The organism is Flavobacterium zepuense (assembly GCF_007097145.1).
Lineage (GTDB): Bacteria > Bacteroidota > Bacteroidia > Flavobacteriales > Flavobacteriaceae > Flavobacterium > Flavobacterium zepuense.
In genome coordinates, this window is the sequence record NZ_VJVZ01000002.1 from 220,853 (window position 1) to 247,226 (window position 26,374).

Here is a 26,374-nt window from a genome sequence, read left to right on the forward strand (position 1 = left end):
TTATTTGTTTCTATTAATTTATTTTAACTACTATGTATTCCTTACTTTAACGTGGTAGAATACATTAGGCTGTGTGCCAATGTGGCTAAGCAGGTGGTAAGCCCTTTCATCTTCTTTTAGCCTTACGATAGGGTCTTCCTTCTCGTTAACATCGCCAAATACCATAGCTCCGGTACCACATGCTGCAGAACATGCACATGCATCGTTAAATTCGCCTTTAGCAACCGTTCTGCCTTCGCGTTTAGCCTTAAGGATAACCGCTTGTGTAGACTGGATACAGAAAGAACATTTTTCCATAACACCGCGTGAACGAACGTTTACATCAGGGTTAAGAACCATACGCCCAAGATCATCATTCATATGATAATCAAAGTCGTTGTTCTTGTTGTATAGGAACCAGTTGAAACGACGTACTTTATAAGGACAGTTGTTAGCACAGTAACGTGTACCCACACAACGATTGTAAGCCATGTGGTTTTGCCCCTGGCGGCCGTGAGATGTAGCAGCAACCGGACAAACAGTCTCACAAGGAGCGTGGTTACAGTGCTGGCACATTACCGGCTGGAATACTACCTGAGGGTTATCTGCAGGGTCTTCCATATTATTAAATTTCTCAACAGAGTCAAGAAGTCCGCTCATACTTTCTTTAACCTCTACATCCTCTGCAAAAGTATCTTTAGATGAGTAGTACCTGTCAATACGCAACCAGTGCATATCGCGGCTTCTCCTGATCTCTGATTTACCAACAACCGGTACATTGTTTTCTGCGTGGCAAGCTATAACACAAGCACCACAGCCCGTACAGGCGTTAAGGTCGATAGACAGGTTAAAGTGATGTCCTGTAGTCCTGTCAAAAGACTCCCAAAGGTCTATCGAAGCAGCAGGAACCTCTTTATGGTCATAAGACACAACCGGCATGATATTCCAGTCGGCAACATCTTTAGTATTAAAATCGTTCAGGGTAGCTTCTTTAACGATATCTCCCCTGCCCATTAATGTTCTTTGAAGCTGAACGCATGCAAATTCATGCTCGCCTTCGGTCTTAGTAAGTTTAGCCGTTTGGAAAGCGTTAAAGTTGTTGTAAATGCTATATGCATTAACACCTACTATCATTTCTTTCTTCATGGCAGCTGCGCGGCCGTAACCTAACGCAATACCGGCAGTACCTTTAGCCTGGCCCGGCTGTATGATAACAGGAACATTTTCCAGTTTTTTACCGCCAACCTCTATAGTAACATAGCTACCGTTAAGGCCGCCGTTAGCCACGTTCCAGTTTTCAAGGCCTAATGCATCAGCATCAGCTTTAGAAACCGTTACGTAGTTATCCCACGATGTTCTTGTAATAGGGTCAGGAAACTCCTGTAACCAAGGGTTGTTAGCCTGCTGGCCGTCTCCAATACCTGTTTTAGTGTAAAACACAAGCTCTAAGGCACCGGTAGTTGGCTTAGCAGATGCAAGTGCAGACGCAGCACCGGCGTAGTTAGCACCAAGGGCAGCAGCAGCTGTTGGGGCAACCGTAGCAACGGCAACACCATCATGCACTAACTGGTTCCACGTTTTGCCTGCAACATAGGTTGGGGCAACCGCTTTAAGGTAATCGTAATAAGCTGTTGGGTTTCCAGACCATGCAAGTAGTGCATCCTGGAATTGTTTTGTATTAAACAACGGACGGATAGTAGGCTGTGTGATAGCATACGTTCCTTTAGCTATTGTTACATCTCCCCAAGACTCAAGGTAATGAGGCATAGCAGCAGCTACAGTTGTTTTAGATGCAGTTTCATCTTCTTTAAGAGCGAAAGAAACCGATAGTTTTACTTTTTTAAGCCCTTCTACAAAATCTGCACTGTTAGGCAGTGTGTATACCGGGTTTACATTGTTCATGATAAGCGTGTGTATAGATCCCGCTTTCATGTCAGCCACTAATTTAGCAACCGCTTTAGCATCACCTTTACGCACATAACGCGGTGCAGCCGGGTTAAATGCAGCCGACTGTAATGCATTGTTAATTGCAATAGCAAGAAGCTGTGCATTAACATCATCCAGGCCGGTAACAAGAACACCACGTGAACCCGCAGCTTTAAGCTGGCTTGCAGCAGCCTCTACAGCTTTAGCATACGTAGCATTTACTGCCGGAACACTTACAGATGAACCTGTAACAATGTTATATATTTTTACAAGAGCGTATTTTTGCTCAGTAACAGTTAAAGGAATACGCTTATCAGCGTTAGCACCTGTAAGAGACATATTAGACTCTATTTGTATGTGCTTAGACATTTTACCGTTTTTAGGGATACGGTTAATGGTATAGCCATTATCATATCCTCCACCCTGCCAGTCGCCAAGGAAATCAGCGCCGACAGAAACAATAACGTCAGAATTTATAAAGTCGTAATCAGCAAGAGCCCTTTCGCCATATACCTGCTGGAAAGCATCAAGAGCTTCTGATGAAGAAACCGCATCATAAACCACATGCCTGAAACCAGGATATTTAGCACCAAACTCTGCTATAATTTTATCTGTAGACGGGCTTGCCAGTGTACCTGTAAGCACTACCACCTGGCCACCTGTTGCAGCAGCCTGAGAAAGGCCAGATTTTACTTTAGCATCAACCTCTTCCCAGGAAGCAGGTTTGCCTGAAACCACAGGTTGCTTTAAACGCATACTATCGTATAGGGAAAGCACAGATGCATGTACCCTGCCGTTAGCCGTTACTTTAGAACCTGCAATGGTATTATTTTCAACTTTTATGGGGCGCCCCTCACGGGTTTTAATAAGTATGTTGGCAAAATCAAAACCATCTGCCATTGTAGTAGCATAATAATCTGCAACACCCGGTATTATTTCTTCCGGCTGCACAACATAAGGTATTGATTTGATTACCGGGCCTTCACACGCTGCCAATGAAGCAGCAGCAGTACTAAACCCTACATATTTTAAAAAGTCACGACGGCTTGTAGATGAAGATGACAAAGCTTCCTTGTCGCCAAGAAACTCCTCTGTAGGGATTTCTTCTGCAAACTCATTGTTTCTCAGCGTCTCAACAATAGAGCTGTTTTGATTTAGCTCCTCAACACTTTGCCAGTATTTTTTGTTTGATGCCATGTTGTATATAAATATTAGCTTCTTATAAATTGATTAATAGTGACATTTACCACACTCAGTACCACCCATATTGGCAGCGGTAAGTTTTTGAACGCCGTATTTTTTGGCAAGTTCATCGTGGATTTTCTTGTAGTAGTCATTTCCTTCTACCTTAACATCTGTTTCGCGGTGACAGTTAATACACCAGCCCATTGTAAGCGGCGCATTTTGTTTCATCACTTCAAATGTTTCAACAGGGCCGTGGCATGTCTGGCATTCTACACCTGCAACAGAAACGTGCTGAGAGTGGTTAAAGTAAACGAAGTCCGGAAGGTTGTGTATCCTAACCCATTTAACAGGTTTTTGTTTTCCGGTATATTTTTGAGCAGATTTATCCCACCCTACTGCATCATACAGTTTTTGTATTTCAGCGGTGTAGAATTCTTTAGAATGATCTACATATAATGAGTCTTTATCTCCTGCAAATTCAGCAATATTCTTATGGCAGTTCATACACACATTAAGTGATGGTATACCTGAATTTTTACTTACCCTGGCAGCAGAGTGACAGTACTTACAATCGATGCCGTTATCGCCGGCGTGAATTTTGTGCGAGAAGTGTATTGGCTGTACCGGCTGGTAGTCTTTATCTACACCTACCTGCATAAGGTAGCCGTAAAGAAAGTATGCACCTGATAGCATTAGCAGTATTACAGTAACCAAAACAAGGAACTGGTTTTTAGCATACGCTTTCCAAAGTGGCAATGTAGGCTCAGCCTCAGGATATACAACACCGTTAGCAGCGGCAACCCTTTTAAGCGTTCTGTTTACCAACACAAGCATTACAATTAATACAATAAGCACTAAAACAAGCGCACCTAATATTAATTTGTTAGATGACCCGCCATTACCTTCGCCACCTGCCTGAGCAGTTGCAGCAGCCGGAGCAGCAGAAACCTCTTTAGGCTGTGATGTAAACGCAAGGATGTTATCAATATCCCCTTCAGAAAGCTGAGGGAACGCCGTCATGGTTACGCCACCGTTATCTGCAAAAAGCTTTACAGCCTCTGCATCGCCGGATTTGATCATCTCGCTACTGTTGTGAATCCACTTGTAAAGCCATGCTTTGTCATGCTTATCTGCCACACCCCTTAGGGCAGGGCCTGTAGATTTGGCATCCAGCTTATGACATGAAGCACAATTGGCATTAAACAATTCTTTACCTTTTACAGGGTCGCCCGCACCGGCAGCAGGAGCCGCCGCAGCAGCATCTCCGGCAAGAGCAGCTGTTGTTGCAGCCGCAGGAGCAGCAGGATCTTGTGCAAATGACGAAACGGTAAACGAGAGCGAAAGCGCCAGGCAGAATAATAAGATTCTTGAAATCGAAGTATGGTTACCCACTTTTTTCATATTAAAAATGATTATCGACAATTTTGGTATGGTTTTTATAGAGGTATATTATGTAAATACTATACTTTTTTAAAAACTCCCACAAAAATACGACTTAACATTTATTCTCAAACCCTAATTAAATGTTATCTCTTAATTTATAATAATTCTAAATAAATCGCGTTAAACCCAATAAAATAAATAGTTGTACATTTGTGGTAAACACACTTAATAATGAGAATTTTAAGAATTAAGCCCGCTTATTTAACATTACTTTTAGGCCTTTTTTTAACCACCAAAGGCACAGCACAAACCAATACCGTAACAGTATCTCAAGACCCTAAATTTGAGGAATTGCTTGCCGAAAAGCGTAAAATAAACTCTTCTATAACGGTAAACGACCGTTACAAGCTCCAGATTTTTTATGGTGCGAACGATAAAGCACGTAAAGCTTTACAGGATTTTAAACGTGATTTTAAAGAGCTGGATGGCACTATAGTATTTGAAAGCCCAACTTATAAGGTATGGGTGGGCAGCTTTGGCTCGCGCATTGAAGCCGAACGCAAGCTTACCGAAGTGAGAAAAAAATATCCTAACGCATTGTTGGTAAAGCCCAACAAATAATAAGCATTAAATATAAAATCACGCCTTTGCGGGATTTTTTTTACATATATATCATTTTTGCACTTACTTTCTTACGCAAAAAAAACAAAGGCTGCCATATGGCAGCCTTTATAGTATATATTAAGGAGTACTACTATTGAAAATCAGCAGGAGCAACACCTTCGTTTATTTTGGCTTCGGTAACTGTAAGATCCAGCTCTATACCTACATTCATGTTTACTTTGTAAGGAATTTTAATTCCTTTTAGATCTTTGTAATCACTGTAAAGTGTAGTGCGTGTTGCTTTTTTACCATCAGGACCTTCTTCTTCGTGGTTCTCTGCAATTTTATAACCGGTTTTCACATCATAATAGTAAGTGTTACCGCCATTTTTAACAGCATAAGCTTCAGTTCCGTTGATGGACTCTATACCCGTTAGCTTAACTTCTTTGCTGTTAGCAAGTGTAAGCTCTTCAAAAGGCACAGCACTCGCCTTCATTTCGGCAAGATCCTCACCTGCAAGATCTGTCTTTTGGCCTTGTTGCACCACGTAGCCACCTTTTTCGTTAACTACTTGCTTCATCATGCTCATACCCATAGCTTTCATTTCTACAAACTGTTTGTTTTCGGCAGAAACTTTCATAACAACCTCAAGCGGAGTACCCTGTACTGTAGCCGTAGACTTTGTATAAAGGGTTTTTACAGCCTTAACAGCCTTCTCGCCACCAATAGCTTTTACATAGCCATCAAGCACCGTTTTAGCTGTAACACCTGCAGGAACCGGTTTGTTAACTACAGGCTTCTCGGTTGGGTTACCAAACTTATCGTAATAGTTAACCGGTATTTTAGATTTTTCAAGGCCGGGAAGCACATCGGCAGCCTTACCTACAATAACAATCCTCGATTTATCTGCAAGGAAAAATTTATTGGCAGCAGCTTTAATATCCTCAGGGGTTACTGCATTAATATTCTTAATGTAGTTTTCGTAAAAATCTTCAGGAAGGCTTTGTGTTTGCGTAAGTAGTGCATAACGGGCAACAGTAGCCGGTTTTTCTATTTGCATTACAAAGTTACCAACGTATTTAGCTTTCGCATTTTTAAGGTCTTCGGCACTAACAAGGTCAGTACGTATCCTTTTAAGCTCGTTTAATATCTCTACCACAGAGCTGTCGGTAACTGCGTTACGAACCGATGTAGAAGACGTGAACGCACCTACATACTTATCGCCTGCTATAGATGAGTAAGCACCGTATGTCCAGCCATGAGCCTCACGCAGGTTAAGGAAAAGCCTTCCTTCGCCACCGCCACCTAAAATTTGGTTAGCAAGTAACGCAGCAAAATATTCTTTATCGGTCATTTTTAGGTTAACAACGTTTACTACAGCAATTTCCGACTGTACAGCGTTTGGCATATCTACAAAATTAACCTGGGTATACTGCACATCTTTAGGGTCGCTGTAGCTAACTGTAGGTGCTACACCCGGATCCCATGATGAGAATAGTTTTGTTACTTGTTTTTTCACATCTTTAGCCTTAACATCGCCCACTATAACAAGGTACGCTTTGCCCGGCACAAAATAAGTATCGTAATTTTGGTTAACATCAGCCAGGGTTACATTGTTAAGTGTAGCCTCACTAAGGTATTCGCCGTTAGGGTGGTTTTTACCGTATACAAGTACGTTCTCTACCCTGCCTGCAACTGCTTTTACGTTTTTCTCTTCAGATTTTAAGCCTTCAAGAATCTGCGCTTTTTGCTTATCAAACTCCTCCTGTGTAAACACAGGGTTTAAAGCACCATCGGCCATAAGCTCTAATATCCTGCCCGAATATTTAGAAAGGCCGCTTGCATAAGCACCGTTAGCCGAGAAATTAATGTTAGCACCTAAAAAGTCTACCTCTTCGTTAAAGGCAGTTTTACTCATTTTTTTGGTACCGCTGCCCATAAGTGCGCTTACCATATCTGCAACGCCTTTTTTATTGCCTTCGGCATAAGGAGCGTTATCTAAAGCAAGGCTAAAGGTAACCCTTGGCAGTTTGTGGTTTTCTACCACAAGTACTTTAAGTCCGTTTTTAAGAGTAAAGGTTTCCGGTTTACCTACGTTTACTGTAGGAGCCGGCCCCGGTTTAGGCATTGGCCTGTCTTGTGCCTGCATAGCTGTGGTATATAAAAACAAACCTGCTAATAAATATATAACTTTTTTCATGATCGTTTTTTGTATGCTTAGTTTTGTGCTTTGTCTTTAGATGGAACGTAATCTAACAGTAGTCTTTGGTTAGTATTAAGGTATTTTTTAGCAGCATCCCTAATATCTTCCCTTGTGATATTGCGATAAATATCAATCTCTGTATTAATAAGGTTAACATCTCCATATAAAAGATAGTATGTAGCAAGGTTATCAGCCACATCTTCCACACGCGAATTGTTGTTTACATAACGGTTCTCTATCTGGTTTTTAAGTTTTTCAAACTCTTTTTCAGATATAAGCTCTGTTTGCAGTTTTACAATTTCGTCATCGGCCTCTTTTAAAAGCTGTTGCGCCGTAAAGCCCTGCATAGGTATACCGTAAACAAAGTACACACCATAATCTTCCTGGCTGTAGTTAAATGCACCTATTTGAAGCGCCATTTTTTTATCGTCTACAATTTTTTTGTACATCCTTGAGCTTTTACCATCGCTTAACAGTGAAGATATCATATCAAGTACACGAGCATCTTTAGTATTCATTGCCGGTGTACGGTAAGCCGTAACGATCATTGGCAGCTGAATGTTAGGATCTTCGTAAGTAGCGTTAAACTCTTTAGTTATAGGAGCCTCTTCGTATTTTTGGCGGGTTACCGGAGTACCTTTAGGTATGGCACCAAAGTATTGCTTAACCCATTTTTTAGTCTGATCTACATCCAGGTCGCCCGCAACTACAAGAACTGCATTGTTAGGGATATAGAATTTTTTATTGAAAGCCTGGAACTCTGCAAGCGTAGCAGCATCAAGGTGCTCCATATCGCCAATGGTTGTCCAGCGGTACGGGTGTACCTTAAACATATTCTTTTTAACCTGGGCAAACAACGCACCGTAGGGCTGATTGTCGTACCTAAGCCTTTTTTCTTCTTTAACTACTTCGTTCTGGGTATCTACACCTATCTGGTTAATTACCGGGTGCATCATCCTTTCGCTCTCCATCCATAAACCTAACTCCAGGTTGTTAGATGGGAAAACCTCGTAATAATACGTCCTGTCATCGGTCGTGTTGGCGTTATTGTTACCACCATTAGCCGTAACTATTTTAAACCACTCACCTCTTTTAATATTCTCTGTACCTTCAAACAGCAAGTGCTCAAAAAAGTGTGCAAAACCTGTCCTGTTAGGGTTTTCGTCTTTAGCACCTACGTGGTACATAACCGATGTAACAATAACCGGGGCCGATTTATCCTGGTGCAGGATTACGTGCAGTCCGTTATCCAGCGTATATTCCTCAAATGCTACTTTTTGTGCCGAGGCCGTTGCACCAAGCATCAGGAGAGAGCCCAAAGCCATTATAGATTTTTTCATAAAAATTAATAATTATTTTTGATTTTGATAATAGGTGTGCAATTTCGCTAATTTGTTACAATTATTTTAATTTTTTTTGTGATTTTGACTTTTTCACTCTTATATATAACGAGTGGTGAGAATTATCACACAGCCGCCAAATGCAAAATATCGCCATATAAATAATAACACCCATAGCCAACCGCTGCTTAAACCATTAATAACTAAGGCCTTTTTAGTTTTACCGATAACCGCAGCTAAAAAGTACACAGCTAAGCGGCGTGAAATTAACACCTATACATATAATGTAAAAAGCGTGATATTTTTATTGCAACGTGTTGACTGATAAATAATAAATTGTATATTTGCAACCTTAAAAAATAATTTAAACCATATTGTTATGTACGCAATCGTAGAGATAGCAGGGCAGCAATTTAAAGTTAGCAAAGACCAAAAAGTGTACGTACACCGTTTGGAAGGTAAAGAGGGCGACGCAGTTACATTTGCGAAAGTTCTTTTACTTGACGATAACGGAACCGTTACTTTAGGCGCCCCGGCTATAGAAGGTGCTTCAATCGAAGCCAAAGTGCTGCAGCACTTAAAAGGAGACAAGGTAATTGTTTTCAAAAAGAAACGTAGAAAAGGATACAAGAAAAAGAATGGCCACCGCCAGTCTTTAACCCAGATCCAGATCTCAGTTATTAATTTTGGTGGCACTAAGAAGAAAGCTACTAAAAAAGCAGAAGCTGAAACTGCAGCAGAATAATTACTAACAATTAAAAACAAAACATCATGGCTCACAAGAAAGGTGTCGGTAGTTCCAAGAATGGTAGGGAATCAGAGTCGAAACGTTTAGGCGTTAAGATTTTTGGTGGCCAGGCCGCCAATGCTGGTAACATTATTATCAGGCAGAGGGGTTCTAAGCACAATCCGGGTGAAAATGTTTACATGGGTAAAGACCATACTTTACATGCTAAAGTAGATGGTGTTGTTAAATTTCAGAAGAAAAGAGACAACAAATCTTATGTATCAATAGTACCGTTTGAAGCTTAAGACTTTCAGTTAACCCTTTTTTGGGTTACACAAAAATATAAAGCGTCAGGATATCCTGACGCTTTTTTTATGCGCTAATTTTTTTTGGAAGCAAAATCTCCTGTCCTGCCCTTTTTTAGAATGGAAAACCTCAACAGGTCAAAACGTACAAAAAAGCGCGTTTTAATAGTGAATCTCAGAGTCCGAAAGTGAAATATTAAGGGTATTTTTAGTTGACCTTAGTCGAGCGGGAAGCAATTTTATTTTTCAAAAAATCTAAAATTGAGTGATTTTTTTAAAAAATGCATCTTGCCGCAGATGGTAAAAATTTTGTGATTTTAAATTTTTATCCCACCGAAATCCTGACAGAAAATACGGATGATTTTAAAGCAGCACCGCCTTAAAATAAGAATTTTATTAAGGGCATTGAACCTCCAAAATTTTGAAAATCAAAAACATATATAAATGAAAAAACCTCCCATAAATGGGAGGTTTTCCGTTGGTCCACAAGGACTCGAACCTTGAACGACTGCACCAAAAACAGTAGTGTTACCATTACACCATAGACCAATTGTGCTTCATTGCGGGTGCAAATATAGAACATATTTTAAATAATGCAAACACTACAATTAAAAAAATTAAAAAATATTTTTTGGCATTGTGGTAACAGCAGAAAATAGTTTCTTTGCACCACATCAACAACCCTGTTAATCAACATGAACCACCTTACTTTTAAAAAATGGAATACTATATTGGGTTGGGCAGTTTTTGCCATTGCCTTTGTAGTATATACACTAACTGTAGAACCATCCATGAGTTTTTGGGATTGCGGCGAGTATATTTCTACCGCAGCAAAGCTGGAAGTTGGCCACCCACCCGGGGCGCCGCTCTTTCAGATGGCGGGTGCGGTGTTTGCCATGTTCGCTACCGGGCCTGATAAAGTCGCGCTTATGGTTAACATGGTATCGGTACTATCAAGTGCATTTACGATACTGTTTATGTTTTGGTCGCTCACAATGCTTTTAAAAAGCCTTACAGCGGGTTTTAATGAATTTACAGGAGATAACCCCAAGATGGTTTTAGGGGCAGCTACAGTAGCTTCTTTAGCCTTTACATTTACCGATTCTTTTTGGTTTAACGCTACCGAAGCCGAAGTATATGCCATGGCATCGCTTTTTATATCGATACTGCTGTGGGCGGGCTTAAAATGGGGCGAGGAGATGCATACACCGCGCGGCAACAAATGGCTGCTATTGATATCCTTGCTTATCGGGCTTTCGTTTGGCGTTCACTTTATGGCGCTATTATCTATCCCATCAATCGGGCTTATTTACTTCTTCAAAAATTATAAAACCGTTACGGTAAAGAATTTCATCATAGCCAACATTTTAATTGTGGCGGTACTGTTCTTTGTTTTTGGCTTCCTACTCCCTTATACGCTTGCACTTTTTGGCAAGACCGAGATCTTTATGGTTAACAGCCTTGGGCTGCCACTCAATTCGGGCACCATCTTTGTCTTTTTACTTATTATTGCAGTGTTTTACCTTGGGTTACAGTATACTCAAAAAAAAGGACTCTTTCTTTACAACACAGTGCTGCTGTGCCTGCTGTTTATCTTAATCGGGTTTTCTACTTGGGTAATGCTGCCGGTACGCGCTAACGCCAATGTGGTTATTAACGAAAACAATCCAAGCAATGCTGCCGAGGTTCTCGCCTATTACAACCGTGAACAATATCCGCAGCAGCGTACTTTTTACGGGCCAATGTACACTGAAGCCTACGCAGGCCTTGACCCCGACAAGCCTTATATTGATGCCAAGCCCAATTACGAACCTGATTATAAAACCGGCAAGTATGTAATTGTAAATGATTATAAAAACGCCAAGCAAAACCCTGATGAGCGCCAAAGTGGGTTCCTTCCCCGTATGGGTGATGCCGACAAGGCTAAAAACTACATGATATTCGCCGGGCCGCCTAAATTCAGCATCGACCCGGCTTATGATTTCAGTCAGGAACTACAACGGTCGGGCGTGGATATAGAATCGCTAAGCGACGAAGAAGCCGGTATGGCGCTTGCACAGGCACGCGGCCAGCTGGAACAGATAATCGGGCAATTTAAGTCGGCTTACGCGCAAGGCGGGATAGGTAATGAGGAATACGATGAATTCCTTAAAAACTACGGACAATACCTACTTGTAGAAAAACCCACATTTGCACAAAATATGGCATACATGTTTGAATACCAGTTTGGCTATATGTACTGGCGTTACCTAATGTGGAACTTTACCGGCCGCCAGAACGACGAGCAGGGACGCTACGGCTATACCGATGGAAACTGGATGAGCGGCATTACATTTGTAGATGAAGCCCGTCTGGGCCCTCAGAGCCACCTTTCGCAGGATATGCTACACAACAAAGGCCGCAACCACTATTACTTCCTTCCGTTTATTTTAGGCGTTATAGGCATGATATACCACGCCCGTAAAGACTGGAAAAGTTTTTACATGTTGCTTGCCCTGTTTTTATTTACGGGTATTGCCCTAAAAATATTTCTTAACGAGCGCCCATTTGAGCCTCGCGAGCGCGATTATGCCCTTGTAGGCTCCTACTATGTTTTTGCCCTATGGATTGCCTTTGGCACCTATGCTATTTACGATGGCCTTAAAAAATACCTTCAGCCTAAAATTGCCATTCCTGTTGTACTTGCAATAACACTGCTTGCAGGCCCCGTGCTTTTAGCGAAAGAAAACTGGGACGACCACGACAGGTCTGACCGTTACACCGCAGTTGCAATGGCGAAGGCCTACCTGGACTCATGTGAACCAAATGCTATATTGTTTACCATTGCCGATAACGACACCTTTCCGTTATGGTATGCCCAGGAAATTGAAGGCTACCGTACCGATGTTCGCGTGGTGTGTACTACACTTTTCCCTACCGACTGGTATATTGATTCTATGAAGCGCAAGGCGTACGAGTCAGATCCGTTGCCAATATCTTTTGAGCACAGCCAGTATGTAGAGGGTACCCGCGATTATATACTCTATGCACCCCGCACCGATGAGCGCATAAGCATTAACGATTTTATGAGTTTTGTAGCCTCGGATGATGAGAGAGCCAAAATAACCCTGCAAAACGGTCATAAAGCTAATGTATATCCATCTAATAAGATCAGTTTCCCTGTAGACAGGGAGGCCGTCATCAAAAACAAGGTAGTAGCGCCACAGCATTACGATTCTATCGTGAAAAGTATTGATATCGACCTGCCTAAAAATGCTATTTATAAAAATGGCCTTATGATGCTGGATGTCATCCGAAACAATAACTGGAAACGCCCTATTTATTTTTCCGGCGGAACAAATGAAGATGCCGATTTTGCCTGGATGAAAAATTACCTGCAGCAGGATGGCCTTGCGCTTAAGCTGGTGCCTATAAAAACAGCATTACCCGAAGACGCAGGCATGTTAGACTTGGGGTACGTGGATTCTGAATCGATGTACAATAAGGTTATGAAGTGGGACTGGGGCAACAGTGGCAGCCCTGATATTTATGTAGACCCGCAAACAAGGCATAACAGCATTACCTTCCGCATGAACCTTGCCCGCCTTATGAATGCCCTGATAATAGACAAGCAGCCCGAAAAAGCCCGAAAAGTTATAGAGCTGGCATTAAAAAATATGCCGGTAGAGCGTTATGAATTTTACTTTATCAATGAGCCATTTGCCGGTGGCTACTACCGCATAGGCGATACCGCTGCCGCACGCAAATTGTTGGAGCAGCTTATCGCCAAGTACAAAGATGCGCTAACCTATTACGCTTCGCAGCCCATAGCCATGCAAAATAGCAATGCCACTGCCATAGTAAGGGAAATAGAACAGTACCGCAGCCTGCTTATTGTAATGCAGGAAAACAATGACACTGCTTTTTACAATAAACATAAAACAGCGTTTAACATTTTTAATCAAAGGTTTAAACATTTTGGCAGGGAAAACGAGAAGTAAGTTTTAACAAAATTTTAAATATTAGCTAACAAAAGCGGCATTGTATTACAAACAATGCCGCTTTTGCATTTATAAAGGCATTAAAAAAATGGTATTACACTTTAGCTTTGGCAAAAAAATAGTTTCTTTGCAGTTACGTTTTAATACCGGAACAATTCACCATACATGATAACATTCAATTTCAAAAAATGGAATACCATCCTTGGGTGGTCTGTTTTTGCCATTGCCCTGCTTGTTTACTCACTAACCGTAGAGCCCACCCTTAGTTTTTGGGACTGCGGCGAATACATACCCACTGCCGAAAAGCTTGAAGTAGGCCACCCACCGGGAGCACCACTTTTCCAGATGATGGGTGCCTTTTTTGCCATGTTTGCCCCAAGCCCCGATAAGATAGCGCTAATGGTAAACATGCTATCGGTATTCTCGAGCGCGTTTACAATTTTGTTTTTGTTTTGGTCATCAACCATTATCTTCAAAAATCTCGTAGCTAAATTTTCAGAGCTTAACAACAGCAATTTACAAGCTGTATTAGGCAGTGCCTTTGTGGGCAGCCTTGCCTATACGTTTTCAGATAGTTTTTGGTTTAACGCCGTAGAAGCCGAGGTGTATGCCATGGCATCATTATTTATTGCCCTGCTATTGTGGCTGGGGCTGCGTTGGGAGCAGGAAATGCATACCCCACGCGGTAACAAATGGCTGCTTATCATATCGCTTGTTATTGGTTTATCTTTCGGGGTTCACTTTATGGCATTGCTAACCATCCCTTCAATAGGGTTTATTTACTTCTTTAAAAATTACAAAACCGTTACGGTTAGAAATTTTATCATAGCCAATGTGGTAATTGTTGCCATCTTGCTTTTCATTTTCAAATTATTGTTGCCTTACACCATGGCGCTTTTCGGCAAGACCGAAATCTTTATGGTAAACAGCTTTGGCATGCCTTTTAACTCGGGTACTATTCTTGTATTTGTAGCTATTGTAGCTTTCTTTTACTTCGGGCTGCAATACACTAAGAAGAAAGAGCTTCCGCTTTACAACACCATCCTGCTTTGTACGCTGTTTATCTTAATAGGTTTCTCAACCTGGATGATGCTGCCTATTCGTGCCAATGCTAACGTGGTTATTAACGAAAACCGCCCAAGTGATGCCGCCGAGGTACTTGCCTACTATAACCGTGAACAGTATGGCGAGCAAAAGTTATTTTACGGCCCTATGTTCTCTGATGCTTACAGCGGACTGGACAAAGTGCGCCCTTATGAAGACGAGAAACCCAACTACCAAAGGGATTATAAGACCGGCAAATATGTAATTGTAAACAATTATAAAAACGCCAAACAAAATACCGATGACCGCCAAAAAGGCTTTATGCCAAGGATGTGGAGCCCCGATCATGCGGGTAATTATATGAGCTTTACGCATCCGCTGGAATTTAAATTTGACCCTGAATACGATTATGTAGAAGACCTATACCGTATGGGCTTCCCTGTTGATAAGATGGGCGAGGAAGAAGTAGGTATGGCTGTAGCCGAGTTAAGGGGTAATGTAGAAAAACAGGTTAACGAGTTTAGGGCAGGCGTTCGCACCGGCCAGGTTGATATGGATGAGTACAACAAATTCCTTAACCAAAACAGCAGGTATTTACTGATAGAAAAGCCATCGTTTACAGATAACATGCAGTTTATGTTTGAGTACCAGTTTGGCTATATGTACTGGCGTTACCTGATGTGGAACTTTGCCGGCCGCCAAAACGACGTTCAGGGGCGCTATGACCACTTGGACGGTAACTGGCTAAGTGGCATTAAACCTTTAGATGAAATTCGCCTTGGTTCCCAGGATAACCTTCCGTCCGACCAGGAAAACAACAAAGGCAGGAATGTATATTTCTTCCTTCCGTTCATACTGGGTGTGGTAGGTTTTATCTACCATGCTAAAAAAGACCTTAAAAGCTTTTATGTTATACTGGCATTGTTCCTGTTTACAGGCCTTGCCCTTAAAATTTACCTTAACGAGAGGCCGTTTGAGCCCCGCGAAAGGGACTATGCACTGGTAGGATCGTTCTACGTATTTGCCATATGGATAGGCCTTGGGGTGTATGCCATTTATGATGCGATTAAAAATTACATTGCCCCTAAAGTGGCCGGCCCTGTAGTAATTGCGGTTACGCTTTTAGCTGCCCCGGTACTTATGGCTTCGCAAAACTGGAACGACCACGACCGTAGCGGCCGTTACACGGCACTGGCTATGGCTAAGGCCTACTTATCGTCCTGCGAGCCCAATGCTATACTATTCACCATCGGAGATAACGATACATTCCCCCTATGGTATGCGCAGGAAGTTGAAGGCTACCGTACCGATGTGCGTATTGTAAACACCAGCCTGTTTATGACGGACTGGTATATTGACCAGATGAAAGCCAAGGCTTATACATCTGAACCGATGCCTATCAGCTTTACCCACGAGCAGTACCAACAGGGTACACGCGATTATATGCTGTTTGTTCAGGGTACCGAGGCACGCTGGAACCTTGGCGACCTGCTTAAGTTTATAGCATCGGAAGATCCGCGTGCTAAGAAAGAGCTTAACAACGGCCATTTTGTAAACTTTTATCCTACCAACAAAGTAAGGGTACCGGTTAATAAAGAACAGATCATTAAGAACAAAGTGGTATCTCCGGCGCTGTACGATTCTATCGTGCCGTATATAGATATTGATATTAAAGGCGATGCGTTGTACAAAAACCGCCTTATGATGCTCGACCTGTTTTATAACAACAACTGGAAAAGGCCTATTTACTTTACCGGTGGCAGCTTTGGCGACGATGATTACCTTTGGATGAAGGATTACCTGCAATTGGATGGTATGGTTTACAAACTGGTTCCGGTTAAAACCGCGATTCCTAAAGATGGCAGTCCGCTGGATATGGGACATATTGATACTGAGAAGATGTACAATATTGTGATGGCATGGGATTGGGGCAACAGCGAGAGCCCGGCCATTTACCACGACCCGGAAACGCGCAAAAACAGCATTACATACCGTACCAACCTTGCCCGCTTAATGGAGGCACTTATTAACGAAGGCAAGAGAGATAAGGCTAAAAAGGTTATAGACCTTGCCATGGCAAAAATGCCGTTAGAATACTTTGGCTACTATACCCTGCTTGAGCCTTATGCAGCCGGATATTATGAGCTTGGAGAAAAAGAAAAGGCAAGGCAGCTGTTAAACAAAATGATCAAGAAATACCAGGAGGAGCTAACGTTCTTTAAGGGTATGTCGTTAAACGATCAAAACTCGGTAAGGGTAGATATTGCTACCAATATAGAGCGCTACCGCAGCCTGCTGTACATTATGAAAGAAAATAATGATACCGAAAGCTACAACGCTGCCCGCAAAGCATTTAATGAATATAATCAGAAAATGGGCAGGCACAAGCGCGAAAACGAATAGTTTTTAAGCTAAAATTTATAACTTTGGGATGCAGCTTTAGGCTGCATCTCTTATTTAAGGCTATTTACAAATGAAAAAGTACTGGGTAAAAACGGGCAGGCTGGTTAAAAAGCTGTTTTCTAATTTTGTGTGGGATATACCTGCTGCACAAAAAACCGTGTACCTTACTTTTGATGACGGCCCCCACCCCGACGTTACTCCCTGGGTGCTTCAAATTCTAAAAGAGCACGATATTAAAGCGGTGTTCTTTTGCATTGGCGATAATATAGAAAAGCACCCCGATACCTTTAGGCAGGTTATAGAGGCTGGCCACATTATAGGCAATCATACCTTTAACCATCTTAATGGCTGGGGCACACCTAACGATGTTTACACGGATAATTTTAAAAAGTGTGAGGAGTCTATAGCAAAACGGATTACTGAGCCAGCAAAGCTTTTTAGGCCGCCGTATGGCAAAATAAAAAGCACCCAAAGCAAATGGGTGCGCAACAGGGGCTATAAGATTATAATGTGGGATGTACTCAGCGCCGACTTCGATCAGTCTATAACGCCACAGCAATGCCTGCACAACGTTACAGGTAGTGTAACCGGAGGTAGCATCATAATATTTCATGACAGTGTTAAGGCACAGGCTAATTTGCGCTATGCCCTGCCCAAAGCCATTGAGTACTTAAAGGAAAATGATTTCAGGTTTGGTGTGGTAGCCTAAATTTGTTCCTGTACAAGCCCTATAATCGTGTTGGCATCAAGCTCACCGCTTTGCCTCCACACCATCTGGCCGTCTTTATAGATCATTAATGTAGGCAGCCCTTTTATCCTTAGCGCTTCGGCCAGTTCCTGGTTTTTATCTACATCAATCTTTATAACTTTGGCTTTATCGCCAAGTGCAGCTGCAACATCGCGAATTACGGGGTGCATGGATACCGATGGCTCATTCCACTCTGTATAAAAATCGATCAGTACCGGAACCTGGGAGTTTATAAGTTCTCCGAATTTTGACATAAAGTTGGTAGTTTTAACTTACTTTAAAATCCTTATTTTGGTAAATTATTACACAAATATAGCATTTTTACCAAATCACACTATTTTTTAACCCTTTTTTAGTTCTAATACTGTAATTTCTGGCCAGATACCTACCCTGCCGGGATATGCATGAAAGCCAAAACCACGGTTTACATATACATACCTGCCAATGTTTTCATATAAGCCTGCCCACTGTTTATAAACGTATTGTACAGGGCTCCACTTAATTAAGCCCGGTATCTCTATACCAAACTGTAACCCGTGGGTATGCCCGCTTAGTGTTAAGTGGTAATTGCCCGGATGGTTCTTAACTTCATACTCCCAGTGCGATGGGTCGTGGCTCATTAATATCTTAAAATCCTGCGGGGTAAGCCCTTCTGATGCTTTTTTAAGATCGCCCGCTTTTTTAAAGTTATGGCCCCAGTTCTCTAAACCAACCAACGCAATCTCCTCGTCGCCTTTTTTAATTTTAATATGCTCGTTAAGCATCAGTTTAAAATCTATCTGGCGGTGCAGGTCTTTTATGGCAGCAAAATTATCGTCTTTTTCTTTTTGGGTAGGCCAGTCGATATACTCGCCATAGTCATGGTTGCCTAAAATCGAATATTTACCAAACTCAGGTGTTTTAATTCCTTTAAAGGTTTCTATCCACGGGTACATCTCCCTGGCATGGGTATTTACAATATCGCCGGTAAATAGTATAATATCAGTTTTTTGCTCGTTAATAAGGTCGATAGCATATTGTATACGTTCTTTATTATCAAAACTGCCGCTATGAACGTCGGATATCTGGGTAATGGTAAAACCGTCAAAATTGTCGGGCAGGTCAGGAAATGTTATTGTTTGGCGTATAACCTTAAAATTGTACTTACCCTTTGTCATACCATACAATAACGATAAAAACGGCATAGCTGCCAGCCCAAGTGCGGTTAGACTTACAAAGCGCCTCCTTTCTGACAGGAAAGGCTGTTTGCTGTCGCCCATAAACATACGGATGAAGCCCCCCAATACCCTAATTATGTCTTCGCCAAGCATAACAATAGTAATAACAAGCTTTGGCACAACCGTTATTAGTAGCAGCCCCATAGTAAAGAGCGACTGCTTGTTTTGCCCTTCGCGCCTGTCAAACTGGGTAAAGGAGTAAATAATGTAAAGTATTACAAGTATTGAAACTGCCAGGTACACCCAGTGCACCCATTTAGTTTTAGTAGCAGCTTTTACAGCCTGAAAAGTATAGATTTCGGCAATAAGAGCCACAATAAGCAGGAATATGAGAAAACGGCGCATTAAATGAAGTATTTATAAGAATATAACTGCATCATAAAACATGCCATAAAACCCGTGGCAGAAATTTATTACACTTTGTCAGCCTCTGTATAGCGCTTGCGGTGGTTAACCCCCCACTCTCTAAGGGTGCTTATAACATTATCTAACGTGTGGGCATACTCCGTCATGCTGTACTCTACCACTACCGGGATGGTGTCGTGCACTACGCGCTGCACAAGGCCGTTCATTTCCAGGTCGCGCAGCTCTTTACTAAGCATACGGTCGGTTATCTTAGGTATTTCGCGGGCCATTTCGCTAAAACGTTTGCTGCCAAAAGTTAGTGATATAATTATAGGGAGTTTCCATTTTCCGCTTAAAACATCAAGTGCATCGGTTACCGGACGAATCATTCCGGTACACTGATTATGGTCTAATTGAGATACATCTTTCATACTATAGTGTGTGATAGCACTATACACCTGTACAGTACTTACTTTTATATAGCAAAGGTACGTAGTTTTACATTCAGTATTAACCAACATCAATAAAAAATGAAATACAGTTTATTAGCAGGCAGGATATTGTTCTCGCTTATCTTTATTATATCATCGTTTGGGCACTTTGGCGAGCAGTCAATCGGTTTTGCCGCAAGCAAGGGTGTGCCGCTTGCGGGCGTATTGGTTCCACTATCGGGTATTATAGAATTATTTGGTGGGTTGAGCATTATACTTGGATACAAAACAAAATGGGGCGCATGGCTTATAGTCTTGTTTTTACTGCCAGTTACCTTTATGCTGCACAACTTCTGGACGATAACCGACCCAATGGCGCAGCAAATGGATATGGCTGCTTTTATGAAAAACATCTCTATGATAGGCGCGGCGCTTATCATTGCTTACCACGGCGCCGGGCCGCTGAGTTTAGATAACAGGGCTACCCGCAATAATGATATGCTTGAGTAAATTACTTAGACAATCATTCTTACCCTACTCCCTAATATTTAGCAAAATCCTATGGTATCCTTAGCATATATTTTAGATATGGAGTAGTAACTTTGGTAAACAGAAAAGGATAAAACCACTCTAAAATACGCAACTCTATATATACAGCACCCTGTAGTTTACACTAAAACTACAAGGTGCTGCACTTTTATAAAAAGCACCCCGGGGCTTCTTATTGTGGTGCGGTTTGCTTATTTTTACGGCAAATAATTTTTTCATGTCTCAACAAAAACGACTTTTCCTGCTCGATGCTTACGCCCTTATATTTCGTGGTTATTATGCGTTTATAAAAAATCCGCGCATTAACTCCAAAGGCATGGATACCAGCGCCATTATGGGTTTTATGAACTCGTTGCTGGATGTTATTAAACGCGAACGCCCAGACCATTTAGCGGTTGCATTTGATAAGGAAGGTAGCACCGTACGTACCGAAATGTATACTGCATACAAAGCCAACCGCGATGAAACGCCCGAGGCTATAAAAATATCCATCCCCTACATACAGGCATTGCTAAAGGCCATGCACATACCGGTAATTGAGTCGGCGGGTTGTGAGGCAGATGACCTTATAGGCACCATTGCCAAGCAGGCCGAGAAACAGGGCTACCAGGTTTTTATGGTAACACCCGATAAAGATTTTGCACAGCTGGTAAGCGAAAATATTTTTATGTACCGCCCTGCCCGTATGGGTAACGGTATAGAAATTTGGGGTGTGCCCGAAGTGTTAGCCCGTTTTGAGATCGAGCGCCCTGAGCAGGTTATTGATTATTTAGGGATGATGGGCGATGCGGTAGATAACATTCCCGGACTGCCGGGAGTAGGCGAAAAGACAGCTAAAAAGTTCCTGAAAGATTATGGTACTATGGAGAACCTACTTGCCAACACGCACGAGCTTAAAGGCAAACTGCGCGAAAACATTGAGGCCAATAAAGAAAAAGGCATTATGTCTAAAAAACTGGCAACTATTATAATAGATTGCGATGTTACCTTTAACGAGCATGATTACGAATTAACCAAGCCCGATACCTCAAAGGTAGAAGAGCTTTTTAACGAACTGGAGTTTCGCCGTATGGCGGATCAGTTTCATAAACTGTTCTCTCATGGCGAAGAGTTTGACCAGGTGGCTACAACAGGTTATTCGCCAACGCAGACCATACTTAAGCCAACGCAGCAATTTGACTTGTTTAACGATGGCGCAGCCGACCCTGAAACTGCTGCCGATACTCCCGGCTTTTATAAAACACTTGAAAATACCGACCATCATTACCAGCTTGTACAGGGCAACATGGCCATTAGCCTGCTGTTGCGAGACCTGCTTAAACAGCCCTGCGTGAGCTTTGATACTGAAACGACCGATATTTGTGCCCTTACAGCAGAATTGGTAGGGCTTTCTTTCTCATGGGAAAAAGGCAAAGGCTTTTACGTTCCCGTGCCTGCTGACCGTGATGAGGCACAGGAAATTATAAACAAGTTCATTCCGTTTTTTGAAGATGAGACGATTGAAAAGGTGGGCCAAAATCTTAAATACGACCTTGAAATATTAGCCAACTATGGTATTACCGTAAAAGGTAAATTCTTTGATACCATGATTGCGCATTACCTTATCAATCCGGATATGCGCCACGGTATGGACATTCTTGCCGAAACGTATCTGCGCTACTCGCCTATGCCTATTGAGGCCCTGATTGGTAAAAAAGGCAAAGGCCAGAAAACCATGCGCGATGTAGAGTTAGAGCTGGTTAAAGAATATGCTGCCGAGGATGCCGATGTTACCTTACAACTAAAAGAAATATTTGCCCCGGAACTGGAACGTACCGGTACCCGCAAATTATTTGACGAAATAGAGATTCCGCTAATGCCGGTACTGGCCTATATGGAGCAGGAAGGCATTAACCTTGATACCGCTTATCTTAAAGAGCTTTCGGGTGAATTGAGCACCGACATTAAGGCATTAGAACTCCGCATTTACGAAACCGCGGGCCAGAGTTTCAACCTTGGATCGCCAAAACAGCTGGGAGAAATATTATTCGACAAGCTAAAAATTGGTGGTAATAAAATTAAAAAAACCAAGACCGGCCAGTATGCCACCGGTGAAGAGGTTTTATCATACCTTGCATTAGAAAACCCTATAGTTCAGGATATTTTAGAGTGGCGCCAACTAATCAAGCTGCAAAACACCTATGTAGATGCGCTGCCGTTACAGGTTAAACTGCTCACCGGCCGCGTACATACTGATTATATGCAAACCGTAGCCGCCACCGGCCGCCTTAGCTCTAACAACCCTAACCTGCAAAACATTCCTATCCGTACACAAAGGGGCAGGCAGATACGTAAAGCCTTTGTGGCACGCGATGAAAATTACACCATAGTATCTGCGGATTACTCGCAAATAGAACTGCGCATTATTGCAGCACTAAGCGGAGACCCCGAAATGATACGTTCGTTTAAAAACGGAGAGGATATTCACGCCTCTACAGCATCAAAAGTATTTAATGTACCGTTAGAAGAGGTTACCCGCGAACAGCGTAGCCATGCTAAAACAGTAAACTTTGGTATTGTGTACGGGGTTTCGGCATTTGGTTTAAGTAACCAAACGTCGCTTAGCCGTGGCGAATCTAAAGACCTTATTGATGCGTATTACAAAACCTACCCAAGGCTTAAGCAATACATTGGCGAGCAGGTAGAAATTGCCCGCGAGCAGGGCTTTGTACAAACCATATCAGGCCGCAGGAGGTACTTAAAAGACATTAACTCGCAAAACCAGGTAGTACGTGGCGGTGCCGAGCGTAATGCCGTTAATGCCCCTATACAGGGCAGCGCGGCAGATATTATTAAAATTGCCATGATAAACATCCATAAAAGGCTTATTACTGAGAACTGGCAAAGTAAAATGCTGTTACAGGTACACGATGAGCTTGTGTTTGATGTGCATAACAGCGAATTGGAACGCATCAAACCCATGATAAAAGAAGAAATGGAAAGTGCCTTTACTTTAGAAGTTCCGTTAGAGGTAGATCTTGGCGAAGGGCTTAACTGGCTGGAGGCGCATTAATAAAATGCAATTCCCTACCCTGTTAACCACATAATCAATACCATTGTTCATTCAGCTACAAACAAACCCATTTATGGATATTTACCATATAACACAGCCAACTGCGCCTAAAGTGCCCATTATAATAAGTTCGCCGCATTCCGGCACCTATTTCCCTCCTGACATCGCCTCCAGGCTTAAGCCCGAAATGGCACAGCGGCCTGATGATGCCGACTGGTTTATAGACCGCCTGTACGATTTTGCCCCGCAAATGGGCATCACACTTATAAAGGCCAACTACTGCCGCTGGGTTATAGACCTTAACCGCGACCCCGAAAGCAAGCCCCTGTATACCGATGGGCGTGTAATTACCGGCCTGGTGCCGCTTACCAATTTTAACGGTGAGCCATTGTATGCAACTGGCGAGCCTGATGATACAGAGATTGCCGAAAGGGTAACACAATACTATGTGCCGTACCACGATAAGGTAAACGAGCTGTTACAGCAAACCAAAGAAGAGTTTGGAGTGGCGTTGCTGTTTGATGCGCACTCCATCCGCAAGGTAGTGCCGGGCATCCGCCAGGAGCCATTCCCTGAACTGATACTTGGCGATAACGACGGGGCTTCGGCTTCCGCCGAGATTATCAGCGCCGCCTGGGCCGCCCTGCAAAGCAGCGGCTACGAGGCAGAACACAACCACCCGTTTAAGGGCGGGCATATAACACGTTACTTTGGGCAGCCTCAAAACAACATCCATGCCCTGCAGCTAGAAATGGCCAAGACCAATTATATGGATACCTCCGAGACGGAGTATGACGATGCCAATGCTTCTAAAATACGCGGGGTGCTTAAAGGCATGTTCGAGCAACTTATCAAAACACTTCAGTCGTAATGGCAGCTACAACCTATACCTTTAAAGGCCTCTTAACCGAGAATGGATGGATAGCGAATGCAGTTGTAGATTTAGATGCGTCAGGAAACGTGATTTCAATATCCGAAAGTGAAATATCAAGGGGTGAATTTGTAAATGGGTATGCATTTCCGGGTTTCCAGAATGCCCATTCGCATGCCTTTCAGTATGCCATGGCCGGCCTTGCCGAACTGCATGTTGACACCGCAATTCAGGATGATTTCTGGAGCTGGCGCAACGCTATGTACGGCCTGGCGCTTACGCTATCACCTAATCAGCTGGAGGTTGTGGCTACAATGCTGTACAGCGAGATGGCACGCCACGGCTATACGGCTGTAGCAGAGTTTCATTACCTGCACCACGATAAAAATGGTAAACCCTATGCCAACCTCGCCGAAATGGGCGAAAGGCTTGTTGCTGCGGCCCAAAAAGCAGGTATCCGCATTACACTGGTGCCCCAGTTTTACCAGCAGGGAGGCTTTGGCCAGGCACCGGTGGATCGCCAAAAACGGTTCATTTCCAACACTATAGATGATTATTATAAGTTATTGGAAAGCAGTAAGGCTGCTGCCAAAAACTATACACATGCCAATACCGGAATTGGTATACATTCACTCAGGGCAGTAAAGCCTGAAGATGTAATTATCATTTGCAACTCGTTAAACAACAGCATTTTACACATACATGTGTCGGAGCAATTAAAAGAGATTGAGGATTGCATTGCCTATCATGGTAAACGCTCGGTAAAGTGGCTGTTAGATAATTGCAATGTAGATAAGAACTACCACTTAGTGCATGCTACTCACTTGGATGACAGCGAAGTAACCGGTATTGCCAAAAGCGGTGCCAGTGTGGTGCTGTGCCCAAGTACAGAGGGTAACCTGGGCGATGGGTTGTTCCGCTTTGAGGAGTATAAGAATCAAGGCGGCAACTGGAGCATTGGTACCGATAGTCATGTGGGCCTTAACCCGTTGGAAGAGTTACGATTACTGGATTACGGCCAGCGCCTTATAAGCCATAAACGCACCACATTTGTTACACCTGGCCAGGGCGAAAGCGCTTTTAATGCCCTAAAAATGGCATGGCAGTCGGGACGGAGGGCTATGAATGCTCTTGATGCTGAATTTTTTGCTGTAGGCCAACCTTTTGATGCTGCGGTTGTTAAGGCTACATCTCCGTTAATAGCTACGGCCAGCCTGCGCAATTTGTGTAATACGGTTGTGTATTCGGCAGATGTTAGCGATATGGCGGGTACCATTGTTGCCGGTAAATGGATATGCAAAGACGGGCAGCCGATACATAGTGAAATGGCTGTAAATGATTTTGTTACGGTAATTAAAGACCTGGGAACGAGATTGTAATCGCACTATTTCTTATGCTCGGCAGGCTCAGCAGGACAAGCAGAGCATCAAAATGAAATAACTCATCTTTGCGCACCCACTATAATTACTTATTTTTGGCTTTATAATTTGATACTATGCTTGGACTTAAACTGTTAACCGACCCACGTTGGGCTAATATAGCCGAATCTAACTTAGAGGAGATACTAACCGATCATGCCTGGTGTGAGCAAAAGGCAGCCGCTAATGCGCTGTACCTCATCACCAATAACCCGGAACACATTGAGATGGTGCAGACGCTGGCTGAAATTGCCATTGAAGAAATGCAGCACTTTAATATGGTGGTAGATATCATTAAACAACGCGGTTATAATTTGGGGCGCGAAAAGCGCGATGACTATGTGGGTGAGCTGTTTAAGTTCGCTAAAAAAAACTGTAGTAGGCATGAGTCGTTTGTAGACCGGTTATTGTTTGCGGCTATGATTGAGGCCAGGAGCTGCGAGCGTTTCAGGGTGCTGTCTAAAAATATCGCCGACAAAGAACTGGCTACGTTTTACCATGAGCTTATGGTATCTGAAGCTACACATTACACTACCTTTTTAGGTTTCGCGCGTCAATACGCTGTGGTGTAGATGTTGAAAAACGCTGGGCAGAATGGCTGGAGTTTGAAGGCGAACTTATTCAGAGTTATGGGAAGAGTGGTGCGGTTCATGGGTAACACGTAG

At 42.7% G+C, this 26,374-nt stretch carries 17 protein-coding genes, 1 tRNA gene and 1 pseudogene; 11 read left to right on the forward strand and 8 right to left on the reverse strand.

Features of this window, described 5'->3' with window-relative positions:
* Positions 1-30: 30 nt before the first annotated feature.
* Positions 31-3,102: a TAT-variant-translocated molybdopterin oxidoreductase gene (locus FMM05_RS03825; RefSeq protein WP_143372020.1), complete on the reverse strand. Its 3,072-nt coding sequence runs from the start codon at positions 3,100-3,102 to the stop codon at positions 31-33.
* 33 nt (positions 3,103-3,135) lie between these two features.
* Positions 3,136-4,491 carry a cytochrome c3 family protein gene (locus FMM05_RS03830; protein ID WP_143372021.1) on the reverse strand — a complete coding sequence of 452 codons (1,356 nt, stop codon included), beginning with the start codon at positions 4,489-4,491 and terminating at the stop codon, positions 3,136-3,138.
* A gap of 213 nt (positions 4,492-4,704) precedes the next feature.
* Here FMM05_RS03830 and FMM05_RS03835 point away from each other — a divergent pair, with 213 nt between their 5' ends.
* Entirely contained in the window at positions 4,705-5,094 is a 390-nt protein-coding gene (locus FMM05_RS03835) for an SPOR domain-containing protein (RefSeq protein WP_235894355.1), read from the forward strand.
* Positions 5,095-5,227: 133 nt separating this feature from the next.
* On the opposite strand, the gene FMM05_RS03840 is transcribed toward FMM05_RS03835, so the two are convergent.
* Positions 5,228-7,276, reverse strand: a complete 2,049-nt coding sequence (locus tag FMM05_RS03840; RefSeq protein WP_143372022.1) for a M16 family metallopeptidase — start codon at positions 7,274-7,276, stop codon at positions 5,228-5,230.
* 17 nt (positions 7,277-7,293) lie between these two features.
* Positions 7,294-8,619: a M16 family metallopeptidase gene (locus FMM05_RS03845; RefSeq protein ID WP_143372023.1), complete on the reverse strand. Its 1,326-nt coding sequence runs from the start codon at positions 8,617-8,619 to the stop codon at positions 7,294-7,296.
* A gap of 379 nt (positions 8,620-8,998) precedes the next feature.
* On the opposite strand from FMM05_RS03845, the gene rplU reads away from it, so the two are divergent.
* Together rplU and rpmA are read left to right on the forward strand one after the other, a co-directional pair.
* A complete protein-coding gene (gene rplU / locus FMM05_RS03850; RefSeq protein ID WP_026990652.1) occupies positions 8,999-9,364 on the forward strand; it encodes a 50S ribosomal protein L21 in 366 nt (121 codons plus the stop codon).
* Positions 9,365-9,390: 26 nt separating this feature from the next.
* On the forward strand, positions 9,391-9,651 hold the full coding sequence (gene rpmA, locus FMM05_RS03855) for a 50S ribosomal protein L27 (protein ID WP_026990653.1): 261 nt from the start codon (positions 9,391-9,393) through the stop codon (positions 9,649-9,651).
* Positions 9,652-10,129: 478 nt separating this feature from the next.
* On the opposite strand, the gene FMM05_RS03860 is transcribed toward rpmA, so the two are convergent.
* Positions 10,130-10,200 (reverse strand) — tRNA-Gln (locus tag FMM05_RS03860).
* Positions 10,201-10,346: 146 nt separating this feature from the next.
* Between FMM05_RS03860 and FMM05_RS03865 the strand changes: the two genes are divergently transcribed.
* The 3 genes from FMM05_RS03865 to FMM05_RS03875 all read left to right on the forward strand — a co-directional run bounded on the left by FMM05_RS03865 (position 10,347) and on the right by FMM05_RS03875 (position 17,787).
* On the forward strand, positions 10,347-13,631 hold the full coding sequence (locus FMM05_RS03865) for a glycosyltransferase family 117 protein (RefSeq protein ID WP_143372024.1): 3,285 nt from the start codon (positions 10,347-10,349) through the stop codon (positions 13,629-13,631).
* Between the two features lie 165 nt (positions 13,632-13,796).
* Positions 13,797-17,078: a glycosyltransferase family 117 protein gene (locus FMM05_RS03870; protein WP_143372025.1), complete on the forward strand. Its 3,282-nt coding sequence runs from the start codon at positions 13,797-13,799 to the stop codon at positions 17,076-17,078.
* Between the two features lie 70 nt (positions 17,079-17,148).
* Entirely contained in the window at positions 17,149-17,787 is a 639-nt protein-coding gene (locus tag FMM05_RS03875; protein WP_143372026.1) for a polysaccharide deacetylase family protein, read from the forward strand.
* On the opposite strand, the gene FMM05_RS03880 is transcribed toward FMM05_RS03875, so the two are convergent.
* From FMM05_RS03880 to FMM05_RS03890, 3 genes are all read right to left on the reverse strand, one after another.
* A complete protein-coding gene (locus FMM05_RS03880; RefSeq protein WP_143372027.1) occupies positions 17,784-18,080 on the reverse strand; it encodes a thioredoxin family protein in 297 nt (98 codons plus the stop codon). The two genes, FMM05_RS03875 and FMM05_RS03880, sit on opposite strands and share 4 nt — an antisense overlap.
* Positions 18,081-18,167: 87 nt before the next feature.
* Positions 18,168-19,388 (reverse strand): metallophosphoesterase, encoded by a 1,221-nt coding sequence (locus FMM05_RS03885; RefSeq protein WP_143372028.1) that lies wholly within the window; start codon positions 19,386-19,388, stop codon positions 18,168-18,170.
* 68 nt (positions 19,389-19,456) lie between these two features.
* Positions 19,457-19,819 carry a winged helix-turn-helix transcriptional regulator gene (locus FMM05_RS03890; protein WP_143372029.1) on the reverse strand — a complete coding sequence of 121 codons (363 nt, stop codon included), beginning with the start codon at positions 19,817-19,819 and terminating at the stop codon, positions 19,457-19,459.
* Between the two features lie 99 nt (positions 19,820-19,918).
* Between FMM05_RS03890 and FMM05_RS03895 the strand changes: the two genes are divergently transcribed.
* From FMM05_RS03895 to miaE, 5 genes and pseudogenes are all read left to right on the forward strand, one after another.
* Positions 19,919-20,329: a DoxX family protein gene (locus tag FMM05_RS03895; RefSeq protein WP_143372030.1), complete on the forward strand. Its 411-nt coding sequence runs from the start codon at positions 19,919-19,921 to the stop codon at positions 20,327-20,329.
* Positions 20,330-20,585: 256 nt separating this feature from the next.
* Positions 20,586-23,420 carry a DNA polymerase I gene (gene polA, locus FMM05_RS03900; protein ID WP_143372031.1) on the forward strand — a complete coding sequence of 945 codons (2,835 nt, stop codon included), beginning with the start codon at positions 20,586-20,588 and terminating at the stop codon, positions 23,418-23,420.
* 73 nt (positions 23,421-23,493) lie between these two features.
* The gene (locus tag FMM05_RS03905) at positions 23,494-24,291 is read left to right on the forward strand and encodes an N-formylglutamate amidohydrolase (RefSeq protein WP_143372032.1); all 798 of its coding nucleotides are present in this window, start codon (positions 23,494-23,496) and stop codon (positions 24,289-24,291) included.
* On the forward strand, positions 24,291-25,670 hold the full coding sequence (gene hutF / locus FMM05_RS03910; protein WP_143372033.1) for a formimidoylglutamate deiminase: 1,380 nt from the start codon (positions 24,291-24,293) through the stop codon (positions 25,668-25,670). Before FMM05_RS03905 ends, hutF begins: the two co-directional genes overlap by 1 nt.
* A gap of 116 nt (positions 25,671-25,786) precedes the next feature.
* A pseudogene (gene miaE / locus FMM05_RS03915) lies at positions 25,787-26,367 on the forward strand (tRNA isopentenyl-2-thiomethyl-A-37 hydroxylase MiaE).
* The last annotated feature ends 7 nt before the right edge of the window (positions 26,368-26,374 follow it).

What these genes read in the sequence shown, in the direction of transcription:
- FMM05_RS03825 (WP_143372020.1), bottom strand. Translation starts at nt 3,102, where the DNA reads ATGGCATCAAACAAAAAATACTGGCAAAGTGTTGAGGAGCTAAATCAA.
- FMM05_RS03830 (WP_143372021.1), bottom strand. Translation starts at nt 4,491, where the DNA reads ATGAAAAAAGTGGGTAACCATACTTCGATTTCAAGAATCTTATTATTC.
- FMM05_RS03835 (WP_235894355.1), top strand. Translation starts at nt 4,705, where the DNA reads ATGAGAATTTTAAGAATTAAGCCCGCTTATTTAACATTACTTTTAGGC.
- FMM05_RS03840 (WP_143372022.1), bottom strand. Translation starts at nt 7,276, where the DNA reads ATGAAAAAAGTTATATATTTATTAGCAGGTTTGTTTTTATATACCACA.
- FMM05_RS03845 (WP_143372023.1), bottom strand. Translation starts at nt 8,619, where the DNA reads ATGAAAAAATCTATAATGGCTTTGGGCTCTCTCCTGATGCTTGGTGCA.
- rplU (WP_026990652.1), top strand. Translation starts at nt 8,999, where the DNA reads ATGTACGCAATCGTAGAGATAGCAGGGCAGCAATTTAAAGTTAGCAAA.
- rpmA (WP_026990653.1), top strand. Translation starts at nt 9,391, where the DNA reads ATGGCTCACAAGAAAGGTGTCGGTAGTTCCAAGAATGGTAGGGAATCA.
- FMM05_RS03865 (WP_143372024.1), top strand. Translation starts at nt 10,347, where the DNA reads ATGAACCACCTTACTTTTAAAAAATGGAATACTATATTGGGTTGGGCA.
- FMM05_RS03870 (WP_143372025.1), top strand. Translation starts at nt 13,797, where the DNA reads ATGATAACATTCAATTTCAAAAAATGGAATACCATCCTTGGGTGGTCT.
- FMM05_RS03875 (WP_143372026.1), top strand. Translation starts at nt 17,149, where the DNA reads ATGAAAAAGTACTGGGTAAAAACGGGCAGGCTGGTTAAAAAGCTGTTT.
- FMM05_RS03880 (WP_143372027.1), bottom strand. Translation starts at nt 18,080, where the DNA reads ATGTCAAAATTCGGAGAACTTATAAACTCCCAGGTTCCGGTACTGATC.
- FMM05_RS03885 (WP_143372028.1), bottom strand. Translation starts at nt 19,388, where the DNA reads ATGCGCCGTTTTCTCATATTCCTGCTTATTGTGGCTCTTATTGCCGAA.
- FMM05_RS03890 (WP_143372029.1), bottom strand. Translation starts at nt 19,819, where the DNA reads ATGAAAGATGTATCTCAATTAGACCATAATCAGTGTACCGGAATGATT.
- FMM05_RS03895 (WP_143372030.1), top strand. Translation starts at nt 19,919, where the DNA reads ATGAAATACAGTTTATTAGCAGGCAGGATATTGTTCTCGCTTATCTTT.
- polA (WP_143372031.1), top strand. Translation starts at nt 20,586, where the DNA reads ATGTCTCAACAAAAACGACTTTTCCTGCTCGATGCTTACGCCCTTATA.
- FMM05_RS03905 (WP_143372032.1), top strand. Translation starts at nt 23,494, where the DNA reads ATGGATATTTACCATATAACACAGCCAACTGCGCCTAAAGTGCCCATT.
- hutF (WP_143372033.1), top strand. Translation starts at nt 24,291, where the DNA reads ATGGCAGCTACAACCTATACCTTTAAAGGCCTCTTAACCGAGAATGGA.